The sequence below is a fragment of the Exiguobacterium sp. s131 genome, assembly GCF_018617345.1.
GTDB classification, from domain to species: Bacteria; Bacillota; Bacilli; order Exiguobacteriales; family Exiguobacteriaceae; genus Exiguobacterium; species Exiguobacterium profundum.
Genome location: NZ_JACSJX010000002.1, coordinates 249,064 through 265,278 on the forward strand (window position 1 = coordinate 249,064; position 16,215 = coordinate 265,278).

At 47.3% G+C, this 16,215-nt stretch carries 19 protein-coding genes; 7 read left to right on the forward strand and 12 right to left on the reverse strand.

Annotated elements, in window-relative coordinates; all coding sequences use genetic code 11:
* Nucleotides 1-81: 81 nt before the first annotated feature.
* The 3 genes from KNO69_RS11900 (at nt 82) to KNO69_RS15415 (ending at nt 2,169) form a co-directional block, all read left to right on the forward strand.
* Nucleotides 82-507 (forward strand): MarR family winged helix-turn-helix transcriptional regulator, encoded by a 426-nt coding sequence (locus tag KNO69_RS11900; protein WP_214684958.1) that lies wholly within the window; start codon nt 82-84, stop codon nt 505-507.
* 109 nt (nt 508-616) lie between these two features.
* Nucleotides 617-1,144 (forward strand): CarD family transcriptional regulator, encoded by a 528-nt coding sequence (locus tag KNO69_RS11905; protein ID WP_353047491.1) that lies wholly within the window; start codon nt 617-619, stop codon nt 1,142-1,144.
* 110 nt (nt 1,145-1,254) lie between these two features.
* Nucleotides 1,255-2,169 carry a methyl-accepting chemotaxis protein gene (locus KNO69_RS15415; protein ID WP_159563230.1) on the forward strand — a complete coding sequence of 305 codons (915 nt, stop codon included), beginning with the start codon at nt 1,255-1,257 and terminating at the stop codon, nt 2,167-2,169.
* A gap of 71 nt (nt 2,170-2,240) precedes the next feature.
* Here KNO69_RS15415 and KNO69_RS11915 read toward each other — a convergent pair whose 3' ends face one another.
* Nucleotides 2,241-3,740, reverse strand: a complete 1,500-nt coding sequence (locus tag KNO69_RS11915) for a malate:quinone oxidoreductase (RefSeq protein WP_214818256.1) — start codon at nt 3,738-3,740, stop codon at nt 2,241-2,243.
* 191 nt (nt 3,741-3,931) lie between these two features.
* Between KNO69_RS11915 and KNO69_RS11920 the strand changes: the two genes are divergently transcribed.
* Nucleotides 3,932-4,393: a DUF2691 family protein gene (locus tag KNO69_RS11920; RefSeq protein WP_214818259.1), complete on the forward strand. Its 462-nt coding sequence runs from the start codon at nt 3,932-3,934 to the stop codon at nt 4,391-4,393.
* 27 nt (nt 4,394-4,420) lie between these two features.
* Nucleotides 4,421-4,963 (forward strand): histidine phosphatase family protein, encoded by a 543-nt coding sequence (locus tag KNO69_RS11925; protein WP_047795747.1) that lies wholly within the window; start codon nt 4,421-4,423, stop codon nt 4,961-4,963.
* Between the two features lie 26 nt (nt 4,964-4,989).
* Here the strand turns inward: KNO69_RS11925 and KNO69_RS11930 are convergent, their stop codons facing one another.
* From KNO69_RS11930 to KNO69_RS11945, 4 genes are all read right to left on the reverse strand, one after another.
* On the reverse strand, nt 4,990-5,853 hold the full coding sequence (locus KNO69_RS11930) for a DegV family protein (protein WP_214818262.1): 864 nt from the start codon (nt 5,851-5,853) through the stop codon (nt 4,990-4,992).
* A gap of 115 nt (nt 5,854-5,968) precedes the next feature.
* Complete coding sequence (locus KNO69_RS11935) at nt 5,969-6,451, reverse strand: methylated-DNA--[protein]-cysteine S-methyltransferase (RefSeq protein WP_214818264.1); 483 nt, start codon at nt 6,449-6,451, stop codon at nt 5,969-5,971.
* On the reverse strand, nt 6,438-7,331 hold the full coding sequence (locus KNO69_RS11940; protein WP_214818266.1) for a DNA-3-methyladenine glycosylase family protein: 894 nt from the start codon (nt 7,329-7,331) through the stop codon (nt 6,438-6,440). Before KNO69_RS11940 ends, KNO69_RS11935 begins: the two co-directional genes overlap by 14 nt.
* Nucleotides 7,328-7,876 carry a bifunctional transcriptional activator/DNA repair enzyme AdaA gene (locus tag KNO69_RS11945; protein WP_214818348.1) on the reverse strand — a complete coding sequence of 183 codons (549 nt, stop codon included), beginning with the start codon at nt 7,874-7,876 and terminating at the stop codon, nt 7,328-7,330. The genes KNO69_RS11940 and KNO69_RS11945 overlap by 4 nt, the downstream gene beginning before the upstream one ends.
* 173 nt (nt 7,877-8,049) lie before the next feature.
* On the opposite strand from KNO69_RS11945, the gene mprF reads away from it, so the two are divergent.
* The gene (mprF, locus tag KNO69_RS11950; RefSeq protein ID WP_214818268.1) at nt 8,050-10,542 is read left to right on the forward strand and encodes a bifunctional lysylphosphatidylglycerol flippase/synthetase MprF; all 2,493 of its coding nucleotides are present in this window, start codon (nt 8,050-8,052) and stop codon (nt 10,540-10,542) included.
* A gap of 41 nt (nt 10,543-10,583) precedes the next feature.
* On the opposite strand, the gene KNO69_RS11955 is transcribed toward mprF, so the two are convergent.
* The 4 genes from KNO69_RS11955 to KNO69_RS11970 form a co-directional block, all read right to left on the reverse strand.
* A complete protein-coding gene (locus KNO69_RS11955; protein WP_078145990.1) occupies nt 10,584-11,153 on the reverse strand; it encodes a DUF1349 domain-containing protein in 570 nt (189 codons plus the stop codon).
* Complete coding sequence (locus KNO69_RS11960) at nt 11,128-11,670, reverse strand: NUDIX hydrolase (protein WP_214818270.1); 543 nt, start codon at nt 11,668-11,670, stop codon at nt 11,128-11,130. Before KNO69_RS11960 ends, KNO69_RS11955 begins: the two co-directional genes overlap by 26 nt.
* Before the next feature lie 13 nt (nt 11,671-11,683).
* Nucleotides 11,684-12,178, reverse strand: coding sequence for an LURP-one-related/scramblase family protein (locus KNO69_RS11965; RefSeq protein ID WP_214818272.1), 495 nt, complete (start codon nt 12,176-12,178; stop codon nt 11,684-11,686).
* A 61-nt stretch (nt 12,179-12,239) separates the two neighbouring features.
* The gene (locus KNO69_RS11970) at nt 12,240-12,896 is read right to left on the reverse strand and encodes an HAD hydrolase-like protein (RefSeq protein ID WP_214818276.1); all 657 of its coding nucleotides are present in this window, start codon (nt 12,894-12,896) and stop codon (nt 12,240-12,242) included.
* A 146-nt stretch (nt 12,897-13,042) separates the two neighbouring features.
* Here KNO69_RS11970 and KNO69_RS11975 point away from each other — a divergent pair, with 146 nt between their 5' ends.
* The gene (locus KNO69_RS11975) at nt 13,043-13,486 is read left to right on the forward strand and encodes a hypothetical protein (protein WP_251124952.1); all 444 of its coding nucleotides are present in this window, start codon (nt 13,043-13,045) and stop codon (nt 13,484-13,486) included.
* A 51-nt stretch (nt 13,487-13,537) separates the two neighbouring features.
* Here KNO69_RS11975 and KNO69_RS11980 read toward each other — a convergent pair whose 3' ends face one another.
* The 3 genes from KNO69_RS11980 to KNO69_RS11990 form a co-directional block, all read right to left on the reverse strand.
* The gene (locus KNO69_RS11980) at nt 13,538-14,908 is read right to left on the reverse strand and encodes an alkaline phosphatase (RefSeq protein ID WP_214818280.1); all 1,371 of its coding nucleotides are present in this window, start codon (nt 14,906-14,908) and stop codon (nt 13,538-13,540) included.
* Nucleotides 14,909-15,045: 137 nt separating this feature from the next.
* Entirely contained in the window at nt 15,046-15,696 is a 651-nt protein-coding gene (locus KNO69_RS11985; RefSeq protein WP_214818282.1) for a FusB/FusC family EF-G-binding protein, read from the reverse strand.
* A gap of 121 nt (nt 15,697-15,817) precedes the next feature.
* Nucleotides 15,818-16,084, reverse strand: coding sequence for a CD3324 family protein (locus tag KNO69_RS11990; protein WP_214734335.1), 267 nt, complete (start codon nt 16,082-16,084; stop codon nt 15,818-15,820).
* Between the last annotated feature and the right edge of the window lie 131 nt (nt 16,085-16,215).

Sequence of the window (16,215 nt, forward strand, 5' to 3'; positions counted from 1 at the left end):
AGATTGACGTTGACGGGGTATAGTTGCTTTTGTATAGTTAGGAACGTCTAAAAGCCGGAAATGAAAGAGGAGTGACTTGATTTGACTCCATCAACGTCAACCCGTCTACTTGATTTATTGTCAGAGCGCAATGATCAAGTTCGACGTATGAGTGAACAATCTTGGAATGAACAAAGTGATATCCAACTCTCGAACTCGGAATGGTATATTCTCGCGACACTTTATCAGTCGAAAAGAACGATTGCCGAGGTTACGCGCAGTGTCCATATTTCTCGACAAGCGATTCATAAACTGATCAAGAACCTCGAAAGTAAAGCGCTCGTTCTCGTAACAGACCATCCACAAAATCGAAAAGACAAATGTATCGAGTTGACCTCGCTCGGTCACACTTGTTATGAGCAAAACGAGACGCTCAAAGCGCAGCTTGAGCAACGGATCCAAGAAAGCATCGGTCAAGAGGCGTTTGAACAACTGAAAACCATTCTACGCTTGGATTGGAAACTATGACCGTGTCAGCTTGAAGGCGACACGGTTTTTCATATGCATACATGACTCGAAACGTCAACCGAGTTGACATTTCATCTTCTGAATGACTATGCTTATAGGTAAGGAAGAGGTGATCGACTTGTTTAAAACTGGAGACTTAATCATCTACTCGACCCATGGCGTATGTCGCATCGACGACATTTCGGACAAAACGGTCGCAGGAGAGACGAAATCGTACTATACGCTTCACCCCATCAACAACTCACAAAAGTTGCAAATCAGCATTCCCGTCGATAATGACAACGTGATGATGTTGACGTTACTGGAAGCAGACGAGGCATCAGAGATTTTAGAGTCGTTCCGCTCGCCTGGCATGGAATGGAATCCTCATTCCAACAATCGCAATCGTGAATTTTTGAATGTCGTGCATTCAGGAAACCGTCACGAGATTGCCCAAGTCGTGAATACATTGAGCCGTCGACACATCGAGGCACTTCAAGCGAACAAAAAGCTATACGAACAAGATCGTAAAATTTTAGAGAATGCCAAAACGATTTTGGTGAAAGAACTCTCCCTTGCTCTCGAGCGTTCAGAGAGCGACATCGAGCGCACGATTGGCGAGTACTTACATGAAAGCATGGCGACACTCACACCTTGACCCTTCCATTTGGAAGTGGTCTTTTTATTTTGCTACAATCATATACTTATTTTGACAGTTATCGGGTATCCTAATACAAACAAATCAACCGATATAGGGAGGATGTTAGGATGCAACTGCACTCTAGTACGACCCATGTCACCGACACGCACGTCGTTCGGGCAATCGAAAACAATCTGGCCATCATTCGCTTTGATGAAAATCGTCGTGTCGCCTACGTCAATGAGATTTTTGCCAAAACGATGGGCTACGAAGTCAAGGAACTGATGGGACGCCCCCATCGTGATCTTTGCTTGCCCGAGTTCGCGAACAGTCCCCAATACGACCTGTTTTGGCGTAAGCTCATGCAAGGGTTGAGTTATCACGACAAGATTGAACGACGTGCCGCAGATGGTCATAGTGTCTGGCTAGAGGCGACCTACATGCCGATCTTCGATGATGCCCACCAGAACGTCATCGGCGTCTCAAAGATTGCAGCCGATATCACGTCACGGCAACAAGACGTACTCCACATGGCGAATAATCTTCAAGAGACGTCTGAATACTTATCTGCCCAGTCCCAAATCGGGAAACAAGACGGAGAACACGTACTCGAAAACGTCAAACTGATTGAACAAGAATCGACTCAAAACCTAGAGCATTTACATGCTCTCCAACAAGAGGCGAAGACGATCACGGATATTGTCCGAACGATTCGTGAAATCGCTGCCCAAACCAACCTTCTCGCACTCAATGCCGCAATCGAGGCGGCACGCGCAGGTGAACATGGACGCGGCTTCAATGTCGTCGCGACAGAGGTGCGCAATCTCTCAAACAAAGTCTCACTCTCCATTACAGAAGTGAACAACAACATTGAAGGCATTGTGAAACGCATCGATGACGTGTCGATGAGCATCGGACGAATTTCTCATAAAGTCAAAGATAGCTCGGGACAACTCGAGCATACGGTCCGAGAGTTCGAAAAATTAGCAGATTCAGCCGCTACACTCGAACAGCAGGCAAAGACGTTTCTCAAAATGGTATGAGCGGCCCGATAGGAGGTCGCTTTTTTCTATACAAAAGACGAGCATACGATTGTATGCTCGTCTTGAATCAATTAATTGTGGACCATGTCCTTTTCCTCTAAACCGAGCGTGACCGCCGTCGATTCGTGAATCGTCTTGAATAAATCCGGGTGTTCCGACAGCTTCAATCCATACGACGGTACCATTTCTTTGATTTTCGCTTCCCACTCCGGTAAGTGTTGCGGGAAGCACTGCTCGAGCACTTTCAACATGACGTGCACGGCCGTCGATGCGCCTGGAGAAGCACCGAGAAGCGCCGCGACCGACCCATCTTCGGCACTGACGACTTCCGTTCCGAATTGAAGCGTTCCTTTTCCTTGCGGTGTATCTTTGATGACCTGAACACGTTGCCCTGCCACGACGATCTCCCAATCTTCATTCTTGGCATTCGGGATGAATTCACGGAGTTCATCCATCCGTTTGTCGTGAGATAAGAGTACCTGCTCGATCAAGTATTTCGTAAGTGGCATCTCTTTCGCCCCTGCGGCAAGCATCGTGATGACGTTGTTCGGCTTGACCGAACGAATCAAATCCAAGTTCGATCCTGTTTTTAAGAATTTCGGTGTGAAGCCGGCGAACGGTCCAAACAGCAACTCTTTGCGTCCATCGATAAAACGAGTGTCGAGATGCGGGACCGACATCGGTGGTGCCCCAACCTTCGCCTTCCCATACACTTTGGCATGATGTTGCTCGATGACCTCACGATTTTTACAAACGAGGAACAGACCGCTGACCGGGAACCCACCGATTTGTTTCGATTCCGGGATCCCTGTCTTTTGTAAGAGCGGCAAACTGCCACCACCGCCTCCGATAAAGAGAAATGGTGCCGTATGCGTCTCAATCGTATTTCGAGACATGTCTTTCACTTTCACTTCCCAATGACCGTTCTCGAGGCGCTTCACGTCCTCGACGCTATGACCGTAGTTGACCTCGACCCCGTTCGATGTGAGATGGTCGAACAACATACGTGTCAATGCGCCAAAGTTCACGTCTGTCCCTGAGTCGATTTTCGTCGCAGCAATCGGTTCATCCGGTGTCCGTCCGTCCATGATGAGCGGGATCCATTCCTGTAATTCATTCGGGTCGTCTGATAAGACCATCCCTTCAAATAAAGGATTCGTTGTGAGCGCTTCCAAACGACGTTTCAAAAAGTTGACGTTCTTCTCCCCTTGGACCATGCTCATATGTGGGATTGAACGAATAAAGGCTCCTGGATTCTCAATCAGTCCCTGCTTGACGAGGTGCGCCCAAAACTGGCGCGAGATTTGGAACTGCTCGTTGACGTTGACCGCTTTGGAGATGTCAATCGTCCCGTCTGCGTTCTCTGTTGTATAGTTTAATTCGCAAAGTGCGGCATGTCCCGTACCCGCGTTATTCCATTCGTTTGAACTTTCTTCCCCTGCTGCATCGAGCTTTTCGAACACTTTGATGTTCCACTCCGGTACGAGCTCTTTAAAGAGTGAACCGAGCGTTGCGCTCATAATCCCTGCCCCAATCAAAATGACGTCTGTTCTCGTTTGCGTACTGCTCATGAAAACCCCATCCTTATCCCCTGAATTTTTTGTCATATGATTGAAGAATCCCCATTCCTCAATCATATATTTTATAATCGTTATACCGATTATAACTCTTTTGTGATGAATGATAAGGGTTATGTATGATTTTTCGTGTTGAAACTTTTTATGAAAATGGGATGACCCCATCAAATGAAGGAGGTGTTCTTTTGAGGCGTGGTTTACGTTTTACAATTCCCAATCAATATGGGCAATTTCTAAAAGCAATCTTAAGTCCAATCCCTCTTGATCAATACCGATGGAACGTGGTTGATGAGGAATCATATATTGTGAAAGATGGGCAACTGGATCGCCTGTTATTTTCGGATTCGATCGTAATCGATGGTCGTCAATTCGCTGAACTGCTCACGTATCATGAACACTATTTGATTTTCGTTGATATCAAGGCGTTCCAACCGAATATGTCCTCGGAAATCGCAACGTATGAAGACTTTTTACATAGTACGTGTGAATTCGCTCTATTGGTGACGGACAGTCAAGACGTCACAATCTACTGTAAAGACCAAGAGATGCTCAATTCACTCTATCAAAATGCTTCTTGGTATGGATTTGAAGATGTCACATACATCACACGTCATAATGACTCGAGGACACGCTTATCTTGCTGGTAACTAGACGGTTTAAAAAGGAGAATCCATATGCCCACACTCTATTTGATTCGCCACTGCTCAGCCGCGGGCCAAGAACCTGACGCACCGCTCACAGAAGACGGTCACGCCCAGTCTTTATGGCTTCGCGATTTCTTTTCTGAACTCACAATCGACCGGATCATCTCAAGCGATTATACCCGTGCAGTCGCTTCGGTCACGCCACTCGCCGATGCTCATCACCTCTCGATTGAACGTGAACCGTTACTGAGAGAACGCATCCTATCTCACGAACCGCTCGAAGACTGGCTGACCCCATTACGTCAGTCGTTCAGCGACCCAACGTTCAAGTTGCCTGGTGCCGAATCGGCTGAGGAGGCGACGCAGCGCATCCTACAAGTCGTCGAGCACGCCAAAGCTCCGCATGCTTCGACCCTATTAGTGACACACGGCAATCTGCTCGCACTCTTATTGCAACATCTCGACCCGCAATATGACTTTGAGACATGGCGTAAGATGCGTAACCCAGATGTCTATCGTCTCGATTATCACGACAGCACACCGGTCATCGAGCATATTTGGCCAAACAAATAAGCCGTCTCGCGATGAGACGGCTTTTGTCACTTCTCTACGAAAAACATCGAGATGGCACCAAGCCCGACATGTGTCCCGACCGAGACACCCATCTGCATAAGGTAAATCTCGCCGGCAAAATCGGTTTCGGTTTCGAGTTTCACTTTTAAGTTCTCCGCAATCCGTTGGTCCGATGTGTACCCGATGATCACGAAATTCGTGATGTCCGGGTTGACGCGTTTCACGAACTCGTCCGTATAATGCTTCAGCACTTTACGGGTGCCTCGTTCCTTGGCAACAATGGCACCTTTCCCGTTTTTCATACTCATGATGGGTTTTACCATCAGTAGTTTCCCGATGATAGCACTCGCGTTTGAGATTCGTCCGCTCTTGATCAAGTGGTCGAGGTCATCTACGGATAAGAAGTGCTTCACTTTCGTCTTGTACGTCTCATTGAAGTCAACGAGCTCTTCGAACGTCGCACTGGCTTCACGCATCTGTGCGCTCTTCAACAACAGCCAGCCGCTACCATGACTCATCGAACGAGAGTCGACGACGTGAATCTTCACAGTCGAGTCAGGATGCGCTTCTTCAAAGTACTCTTTTCCGATGACCGCCGATTGATACGATCCGCTCGTCCCACTCGACATGCAGATACATAAAATCTCCTCATGGCCGGCAGCGACCGCATCTTCCATCAATCGTAAGAACGTCGCTGGGCTCGGCATCGCCGTCGTTGGGAATTCCGGGAGCGCTTCCAACATTCCGTAAAAATCATCCGGCTGGATATCCACCCGGTCCTGGTAAGACATATTATTCATGGTGATGATCAACGGCGCGACCCCGATATTGTACTGTTCAAGCACTGCATCTGATAAGTCACACGTCGAATCTGCTAATAATTTAATCATGCATTCCTCCAAAACTTTCTCCATAAGTGACGGGAATCATCCTATAACTTCGTCGATTCCGACGTCACGATAGGACCTCTTCTAGTGTAGCAGATTTGGAGGGGGAAATGTTTTTTTACTGGGGTTGATGTGCGACTTGTTTTTCATGTTGCAGGAGCCATTCTTTTCGCCAAAGTCCACCGGCATAGCCCGTCAATTTCCCAGTCGATCCGATGACGCGATGACAAGGCACGACGATGCTCAGTTTGTTGCGTCCGTTCGTTGCTCCGACTGCGCGAACAGCCGTAGGTCGCTTCACGCGTTCGGCAAGTTCGCGGTAAGAAGCCGTCTTCGCATACGGGATGGTTTGTAACGCATCCCACACGTCATGCTGAAACGTTGTCCCGATTTGCTCAGTCGGAAACGTAAACGTCATACGCTCACCGCGAAAATAGGAGTCTAGTTCCTCCCGGCACTGTCGCAATACATTTGGAATATCTGATTCAGGTGATTGCGTCCCTTCACGTTCGACGAATAAGATCGATTGAACGACCTGCTCCGTCCCGATGATTTCTAGGACGCCAATCGGTGTCTCCACGTCTAATTTATACGTTCCCATATAATGACCTCCACAGATAGAATGTCGCGTATCCTTCCCAACCTTGCCACGATTCACCGTAACGCTTCACTTCTTCAATCGTTGGTTTCTTCGCTGTCCCTAACTGATGCTGAATCGCTTGATGCAATCCGACATCCGCAATCGGAAAGGCTGATGCGTCCTGAAAACACTTCATCAACACATAGTCTGCCGTCCATGCTCCGACACCTCTTATCGCGAGTAACCGTTGACGGATATCAGCTGAAGAGTGTGATTGTAAAGCCGTTTTTGACAGGTCTCCATTCGTTATTTCCCGTGCAATATCAATGACATACTCTGCTTTCCTGCGACTGAATTGAAGCTCACGTAATTCTTCCGGATCGAGCAAGGCGATTCGTTCCGCCCACGGGAACGTCCAGTACGCTCTTCCTTCGACGACTCGATGGTCTCCATATCGTTCAACAAAGCGTCGTTTGATCGTATACGCAAACGACAAGGTGATCTGTTGCCCGATGATGGCCCAAACGAGTGCTTCGAACAAATCTGGAAAGCCAATCATCCGTAATCCGCGATGTGCTTCAATCAAAGGAGCCAGCAATTCATCCTCTTCACCCATCGCTTCAAACGGCGCTAAATCACGATCAAGGTCTAACCAGTCTCGTACCTCACGTGCGACACGTTCTTTTTCTGTCTCTGATACTTCATCGAAAGGGAACCGTACATGAATGTGATTCCCCTCTTCTCGAAGCTCGATCAGGATGAGCCGTTCCCCGATTCGCATCAACTTTCGAACCGTGTCAGGTGTGGTCACATGGAGCACTTCTTGTTCTGACCGACTTAAAAAGACGAGACACTCTTGAAAATCAAACGGCTGCTGAACAGCAAGTAGCATCTCTGTCATAGGTCCTCTCCTTTTCGATACATGTTCGGTGTACAGCCTTTTACTTGTCGGAACACACGGTAAAAGTTCGATGGTGTTTGAAACCCGACCTCATAGCAGACCGTCAGATTACTCATGTGGGTCGTTCGCAATAAATAAGCCGCCTTGTCGATTCGAATCCGTTCAAGTAGTTGTCTCGGAGTCTCTCCTGTCGCCTGGGTGAATGTCCGCTCCAAATGAAAGGGACTCAGTTGGGCGTGTTCGGCAATCTGTTCAAGGCGAATGGGTTGTTTATAATGGTTCACGAGATACGCCGTCACTTGTTGAACGAGCGCACGGTGTGGGGCGTGTTCGACTTCTGGCTGACATCGCTTGCACGGTCGAAATCCATTCGTCTCCGCTTCTTCTCTCGTTAAATAAAAATCAACGTTCTCTTTCTTCGGTTTACGGGATCGGCACGATGGTCGACAATAGATCCCTGTCGTTTTTACGGCTGTATAGAACAATCCGTCATAAGTTGCATCGCAGGCGAGCACTTTCGCCCACTTTTCGTCAAACGTCAATATCTCCACACCCCTTTCTTCTCTCACTGTAGCAAATCTAAAATCAACATTTCGTCCTCTTTCTTGCGCTTACAATCCCCTCTTTTTGAAACGTTTTACAGATTTCATTCGTATCCTATAGTACGATTTAGACAGAAGCTGCTGTCAGTCCTATGGCAGATAAGGAGAAGATCGCAATGCGTACTCGTTTTTCATGGAAACAATTAAAATGGCTCATTCCTATAGCGTTAATCGGTTTGATTTTGATTCAGAGCGGACAAGAGTTGAAAGATCTCTCGCTCGCGACCGCCTTCACGACATTGAAACAATTGACCGGTTGGGAACAGTTCACACTCATCCTGCTCGGTGGATTCGCTGTCTTGACGATGACGGGCTATGACTATTTCCTGCTACGCTCTTTACATATCGAGCTACCGAAACGAAAAATCGTTCAAACGGCATGGATCACGAATTCGATGAACGGGATGCTCGGTTTCGGCGGCGTAATCGGGATCGCCCTTCGCACCTCCCTTTATCGTCCCTATACGGATACGAAACGATTGCTCCGTGCCATCGGATGGATGACCCCGACACTGATCAGTGGTCTGTCCATTCTTTCCATCGGTGTGCTCCTCGGAATCTTTCCGGCTGGCGGGCTTATCGGTACGAAACCATGGATTTGGCCGGTGTTACTCGCCGTGAGTGCGATGCTCCCATTTTATTTGTTCGTCACATCGCGCCGATCAAACATCGGGTGGTCCACTCTGCTCGGGTATACGATGACCTCGCTCGCAGAATGGGTCACCGCAGGGTTCGTCGCCATTTATGCTTTGACGTTACTAGACGGTTCGGCCTCGTTCGTGCAACTCTTCGGAGTATTCATCGTCGCGACGGTCGTCGGTGTCGTCTCCCTCGTCCCTGGAGGTGCCGGAACGTTTGACTTACTGTATCTCGTCGGGATGACTCAACTTGGGATTCATCAAGACATCGTTTTGTCTTCACTAATCATCTATCGCTTCGTTTATTTTGTCGTCCCTTTTTTAATTGGACTCTTTCTCGCAGCCCTCGCATTCGGGGACCAGGTCGTCAAACAAATCGAGTATCGGCCAATCATCGGGTCTTCTTATGAGATCGGGACCGTCGTCTGGCGCGTCGTTTCGCGGACGCTTGCGAGGATTGGACGCCTGACTGGAAGTCTCATCGCACTCATGAGCAGTCTGTTGATTTGGTTCCAGACGCTTCTCCCGAGCGTGACGCCGCTCTATGAAGTGAATCGCTGGTTTGAATGGATTGGGACCCTTTTCTTATTGAGTGCCGGACTTCTCATGTTTTTATCCGTCTATGGCATGTATGTTCGGACAAAACGAACGCTCTGGTTACTCAACACTGCCTTCATCTTGGCGACCATCGGAGTCATCGCTCGTGGTTTAAACCTGTTTGAGACCTTCGTCGTCATCGGGTTTGCGATGTTCGTCTGGTTGACACGTAAACGACACGTCCGATACCGTTCGATTTTAACGACAGGACGTCTCATCCGAAGCTTGATTTACGTCCTGCTCTATGTCGGCACCCACGCCCTCTTGTTGCAGTCATTCGCAGGTACAGACGACTTATTCTTCACATCGCATCAAGCCGGTTGGTTGACGACGTTCGTCTTATTGTTAACTTCAATTGTAGCAAGTGTACTTCTGCTCTTGTTCGATCGTTGGAAACGTCCGGCGCTTGGAGAAGCCTATGATGAACATCGCATCCGACAGTTCCAAGCAACACAGCCCACATCGAGCAGTTTTGACTTGGCCCATATGGCAGATAAGCGTTTTTACATGAATGAGGCCGGAGATGCGTGTCTGTTGTTTGCGACGTCTCGGAACCATGCCATCGTCCTTGGTGATATCCAAGGCGAGAAGCAGGCTGCGACTTCTCTTTTGACGCGATTCATTGAAGATGCGGATCGAATCGGGTATATTCCTTTATTTTATCAAATTACACCGAATTGGATGCCTCGCCTTCATGATGCCGGATTCACGTTCTTCAAATTAGGGGAAGAGGCGACGATTGACGTCTCGGCCTTCTCCTTATCCGGGAAGAAGCGTGCAAATATGCGCTCTCTCTACAATCAATTTGAGAAGAAGGAAATCACGTTCGACATCGTCTGTGAACCGAGCCTCTTGCTGTTACAAGAGTTAAAAGACATTTCAGACGAATGGATCGGGAATCGAAATGAGAAAGGCTTCTCTCTCGGATTCTTCGACTATGAAACGTTGACACGTTATCCGATTGCCTTGTTGCGAGATGCGGACGGTGTCGTCGTGGCTTTCATTTCGCTACTCCGGGGAGAAGGGGCCATCTCCATCGATTTGATGCGTTCGAAAAATGATGCGCCGACCGGATCGATTGAAGTGTTAATCCTTCACATCATCGAATGGGCTCGCGCAGAAGGCTATGACCATGTCGGACTCGGCGTGGCACCACTTGCCGCCGTCGGAGAGCAGACATTCTCCCATTGGCCGGAGCGCGTCGCCGCCGACATTTTTGAAAATATCAGTTACATCTATCCGTTTAGTGGCTTGCGACAGTTCAAGCAGAAATTCAAACCGTCTTGGGAAGGACGCTATCTTGCGTTCCGCCAGCGTCGTAAATTGTTGCCATCAATTTTACGGACAGCACGATTGATCAGTCGAAAACGCTAAAAAAAGGAATTTCTCACGATGAGAAATTCCTTTTTTTAGACTCACGTCGATGCTTCCCGTAGTTCCCAATTCGAAAATGTCACGTCAAAACCTGTCGCATTCACATCCGGGCTACAGGCATATGGACCGATACGTAATGTCGATACGTCATGAAGATGGGCGATGCGAAGCTGTTCACGCATATCTTCACCATATTCAAAGAAAATCTCCACATCTCCATCTGTATACACGATTTCAAACGTCAACGGATTGCGAACCATGTCATTTGAAAAATCACGTGTCGACCAATCCGAATAGCCAAACGAGGTGACGACTGCGCCAAGATGGGACGGTCCGTCCGGAATGTACTCGACAGACGTCTTGATCCAATGGTCATCATTCACATATAAGACGATTCCGGCCTGATCATATGTATGGCTCGGTTCCATTTGGATTGTCGCCCGACATGTAAATCGTTTGGCTTTGACGTCTGTTAGTCGTGCATGCGCCGTCATGCGGTTGAATCCGTAATGTGTATTTCGCCAAAAGTCCGTATCTGGCAAAGTGCGGAAAGTGAGCGGTTCAAATCCGTTCACGCTTTTTGGTTCATTTATCCACTTGTACGTATGCATGACGATCAATCCCTCCCCATTGTCCTCGCATGGCAAACAGTAACGGTATCATCGGTGTGTGATACGGTATGAATTCATGCTGTTGAATCATCTGCAGAATCGTCGCCTCATCCGCCCACTTCACGGCTTGCACTTCAGATTCTTGAAGCGTCAGCTCGTTCAAATCCACTTCCATTTCGACCAAATAGATATCGTCAAATCCTTCGTCAAAATTGACTGTCAGATGCGGTCGTGTCTGAGATAGATCAAGCTTGAGCCCTATCTCCTCTTCGAGCTCCCGCATCGCCGCTTGCTGGCTTGTATCTCCTACCGTGGCACTTCCACCGACTGTAATATCCCACATGTTTGCCCAACCATCCTTGAACGGTTGGCGCTGTTGAATCAACATCTCGCCCTTCTCGTTAAAGATACATACGTGGATGACAAGGTGATACTCTCCTTCTGGCAAACGACTTCCCCGTTGCCACGTGCGACCGGTCTTTTCTCGGTCGACCGTATAAACGTCCCAAAATTCCATTCGATACTCCCCTTTAGGTTGCTGCGCTAGATGCCGCTGCTTGATCTGCTTTCACGCAATCGATGGCTACGACGATGGAGATGAGCAAATGCTCCATTTCCGGTTCTTCGACACGAATCTCGTAACTATCGCCCCATGAGAACCATTTCTTTTGTACACTTCCAATCGAATGTCCGTTCTTCGTCACATCAAAATCCATGTCCCACCAGTCCCCTTGGACATCAATCCCGGCTGCATCGATGGAATATTTCGGTTTGAAAAATGAAAACTCTTTCGAGATGGTCATCATATCTGTGCCGTCCACTTCCACAAAAAATTTCGGCAAAAAACTGAACGTCTTTTTCGTAATCGTTGTGACCGTCTGACCGTTCATGTCTTTAATTTCAAACGACTTCGGAAACTTCATAAAGCTACCTTCGATGAAATATTTGTCATGTCCGTCCGCATCTTTGATAGTGAAGCGCCCGCGTAGACTGAACACTTTTTGTTTCATGTAGAGCGTGTGCATGATGATCCCTCCGATTTGTTGTAGTCCTTTACTTACGAGTCCAATCCAGAAATCGATTCACTTATCGCAACGCAGTCTCTTTTGAAACGATGTCGAGCACTTCCGACAAGTGATTCACGATGTAATCCGCTTCTTTCAATTCTGCTTCTTGCGCAAAATCAAAACGACAGCCAATCGAAATGAGTCCGTTCGCTCGTGCAGCCGAGATATCCGATAATCTGTCTCCGACTACGAAGCCATCCTGTAGTTCATACTTATTCACGATTTCAGCCACTAAATCAGCTTTATCCAACGTATCGATTTGCTGAATACTGTATGTTGCTGTGATCCAACGGTCCAATTCATAGTGCGTGACGATGGCCTGTAAATAGTCCACCAAGCCATTGCTCGCAATGAAGATTGGGTGATTCAATCGTTCAAATAGTTCGAACACCCCTGCATATAATGCACCATTCCCGTTTTGAATGTTTTTGATGAGTCGTGTTAAGAAATAGGCATCGACCTCTTCTCTAGTTTGCTCATCGCATTGCGGGAGCAATGTGTTCCAAACAACAGGCAACGGTACCCCCATGATGTTCCGATATTGATCAATCGGTGTCGGGCCTATCCATTTTTCTTCACTTCGTAAATAGTCGAACGTTTCATCGAGTGCTAACTCTAAAATCAAATCTGTCCGAAATAATGTTCCATCCATATCAAAAATCACTGCGTGTTCCATCCGCTTCCCCCTTCATGGCTTGTCTGTCTATCATACGACAACTTCTGTCAATTCAACTCATCGTTTCATACTTCTTATCGCTCGAGTAAGATGCTCTTAATGATATTAGAACGTCAAAACATATAAACAAACGAGGTGAAACATTGATGTGTCATCAAATTTCCATCGAGATTGATCTTGATTCATTAACGTACTCCGGTCAAACTATTGGTGAAATCAACTTTGTCATTGATTCATACGATTATTTCCCGGGAGTCGGTTGGTCTGATTTCGTTGCTGTTATATTAAAATGGTGGATTGATAACTGTCGCGCGATTTTACACGCTCCACTTAAATCTTTTCATTCGTTTCCATTTATGGATGGTCCCCTTTCTATATCAGCAAAAAAAATATCTTTGTCTGAACTCGAATTATCATTTATGAAAGATGGTCAAATGAAGACGGAAATCGGTATCGTTTCAATTGAAGAACTGAAAGTTGCTCTTATTAAAGCAACACGACAGTTTATCAATGCAGTAAATCGATTGGGCTGGGAAAATGAAGACGTAGATGTACTAAAACATACAATCAAATCACTAGAAATGTATTAACAATTAAAAGACTACGCAGGAATTCCGCGTAGTCTTAGCATATCCACTTACTTATTTGATTTTCCCTTTATTCTTCAACAAGTTGAAGATTCGTTTCGCCTGATCGGTGTTATCACTCATGCCGACGAACTTCTCTTGTTGTGGTCCGAACGCATATACCGGCACGTCGTCACCCGTATGACCGTCCGTCGTCCAGCCCGTTCCCGAACGTTGATCGAAGATTTTCTCGATGGCATTGTCGATTTTCGTGATGTCATTCGTTTCAGCCGCTTTCTTCACAGAAGTAATTTCTTCAGACGTCAATTCCAAATCAATGTTCTCACGTAAGACAGCTTCTACGTCCGCTCCAGCTTCGATTTCTTTCGCCATGAAGTCCGGTGTGCGTTTCGCTGCTTGAATCGGTGTCGGATCCCAGTTATAGTTCCCGTCCGCCCCGATTGAAATGCCGCCAGTCGAGTGATCCGCCGTCACAACGACTAACGTTTCACCGTTTTCTTTGGCGAAGTCACGAACGACCTCAAACGCTTGCTCAAAATCCTTCATCTCGCTCATTGCGCCGACGACATCGTTGTCATGTCCGGCCCAGTCGATTTGACTTCCTTCTACCATGAGGAAGAATCCATCCTTGTCCCCTTTCAGTCGATCGAGAGCGGACGTCGTCATGTCCGCGAGGCTCGGTTGTTTCTTGTCACGGTCGATCATCTTGTCCAATCCGACTTCCGCGAATAGACCGAGTACCTGTTTGTTATCGTCCTGCTTCATCTCTTCTGCTGACGTGACGTAACTGTAGCCGTCTTTTTGGAACTGCTTGACGATATTCCGGTCTGGGCGTTCGAAGAACTTCGTTCCGCCCCCGAGCATGACGTCGACTTTGTGTTCCCCATCAATCAAATCATCATAGTAATCATTGGCGATCGCATTCTCACTCTTACGTTGCTCCTCGTGCGCGCCGTAAGATGCCGGTGTCGCATGCGTGATTTCTGACGTCGCGACAAGTCCTGTCGACATACCGTTCTCTTTCGCTTGTTCGAGTACCGTTTTCACGTCTGTCTTGTCATTATCAACGGCAATCGCGTTGTTATATGTCTTCACACCCGAACTCATCGCCGTTGCGGCCGCCGCCGAGTCGGTCACGTTCTCCGCATCGTCTTCAGGATACGTCGACTGCATGCCCACCAAATGTGGATCGAAGGCAGTCGGCTCCATCTCCACCGTCTCTGCATCATCGTTCATGTAACGAAGTGCTGTCGTATACGGCACGCCCATCCCGTCCCCGATCATAAAGATGACGTTTTTCGCCTTATGATTCTTTGAATCCTTTGCTGCTTCTGCTTCGTTTTGTTGTTGAACACCAACGATTCCCCCGAGCGCAAGCGTCGACACGACTGCGAGTGGAACGAACTTCTTCATTGTCTTTTTCATCTGTAAACCCTCCCGAATATGTGCTACTTCTGTAGCCTAACGAACTTTTGTAAAGATACATTTTCAGAATGAATACAGCCCTGTATGGTTTTTGTAAATGCCGCCATTTCAACAACATAAAAAGCCTGACTCTCTCGTCAGGCCTGTAACGCTGTATGAACAAAAGTATGCAAAGCCTCTTGGCTCGTGATGTGTTCGTTGCACGTCTTACTGTCTACACATACATATGTGCCGATGGCTTTGTAATAGTCCGGATTTTTCGCTTGTTTCGCTTTCGTGATCGTAACGCAGTACGTCACATCCGTGAACTGATTACAAAAGGCACATATATTTTTCTTCGTATTCGTACTCGGTTTACATGCAATGCCAATCAATTGACCTTCGTATTGGCAAATCATCAACTTTTGATTGGAACGTCCATCGTTCCAACCTAGATACGTGAGTCGTCCAAAATCAACATCAGATAACTCCGGTAAACGAAGCTTCTTTTGTTTCGGGAACAAACTCTTCAGTTGCTCGGCAGAAATAACGGGAAATGGTTGAACCCATTCTCGTAATCGTTGCATATATTCGTCGAACGCTTCGTTCGTCTGTAGCGCCGCGAACTGTAACAGCTTCAGTTGTTCAGTCGTCGCTTCAGGAAATGCATACATCACTTTCGATTGTGCCAAGTCGATGACTGCTCGCAAGACAGAAGGCGGCAGGCTTTGCGTTCGACTCTCTTTGACGAGCATGACTTGTTCTTTGATGAGATTATACTGTTCGTTTTGAATAAATGGATCTGACATTATGTCGCCCCCTTCCTCCATCTTCAGTTTACAGGAAACGATGCTTCCTTACTGTGTACACTTTGATTAAGAAACATAGTCGACCTAAAAAGGTACAACTAGCGAACTAGTCGTACCTCCTTCATCTCGAGCGGTATACAATCTTTCGAATCGTGTGCGTCGCCAAATGATAGGACATGGCCAGATTTTCGATTCGCTCTCCGTTCCGAAACGCTGCGCGTATGGCTTCGTTTCGTTCCTCAAGTAATTGTTTTCCACCGTTGACCGTCCCCCATTTCCGTTTCGTGTCAGTCGGGGTCGGCACATATAACGTTTCACCTTGTACGTATTGTTGCACCTCTTGCAACAATCGTTCTGGCAGGATATGTTGCGCATTGACGTACTTCATCATACCTCGCTCCTTATTGAATGAATCCAATCCGATAAGGGAGCAAAGCCAAGTGGTTTACGTTAAAATCAAGCGATCAAGGTATTCGTTTCGCCCCATGCAAGTGATCGCCTTTCGTCCAAATGGCTTTG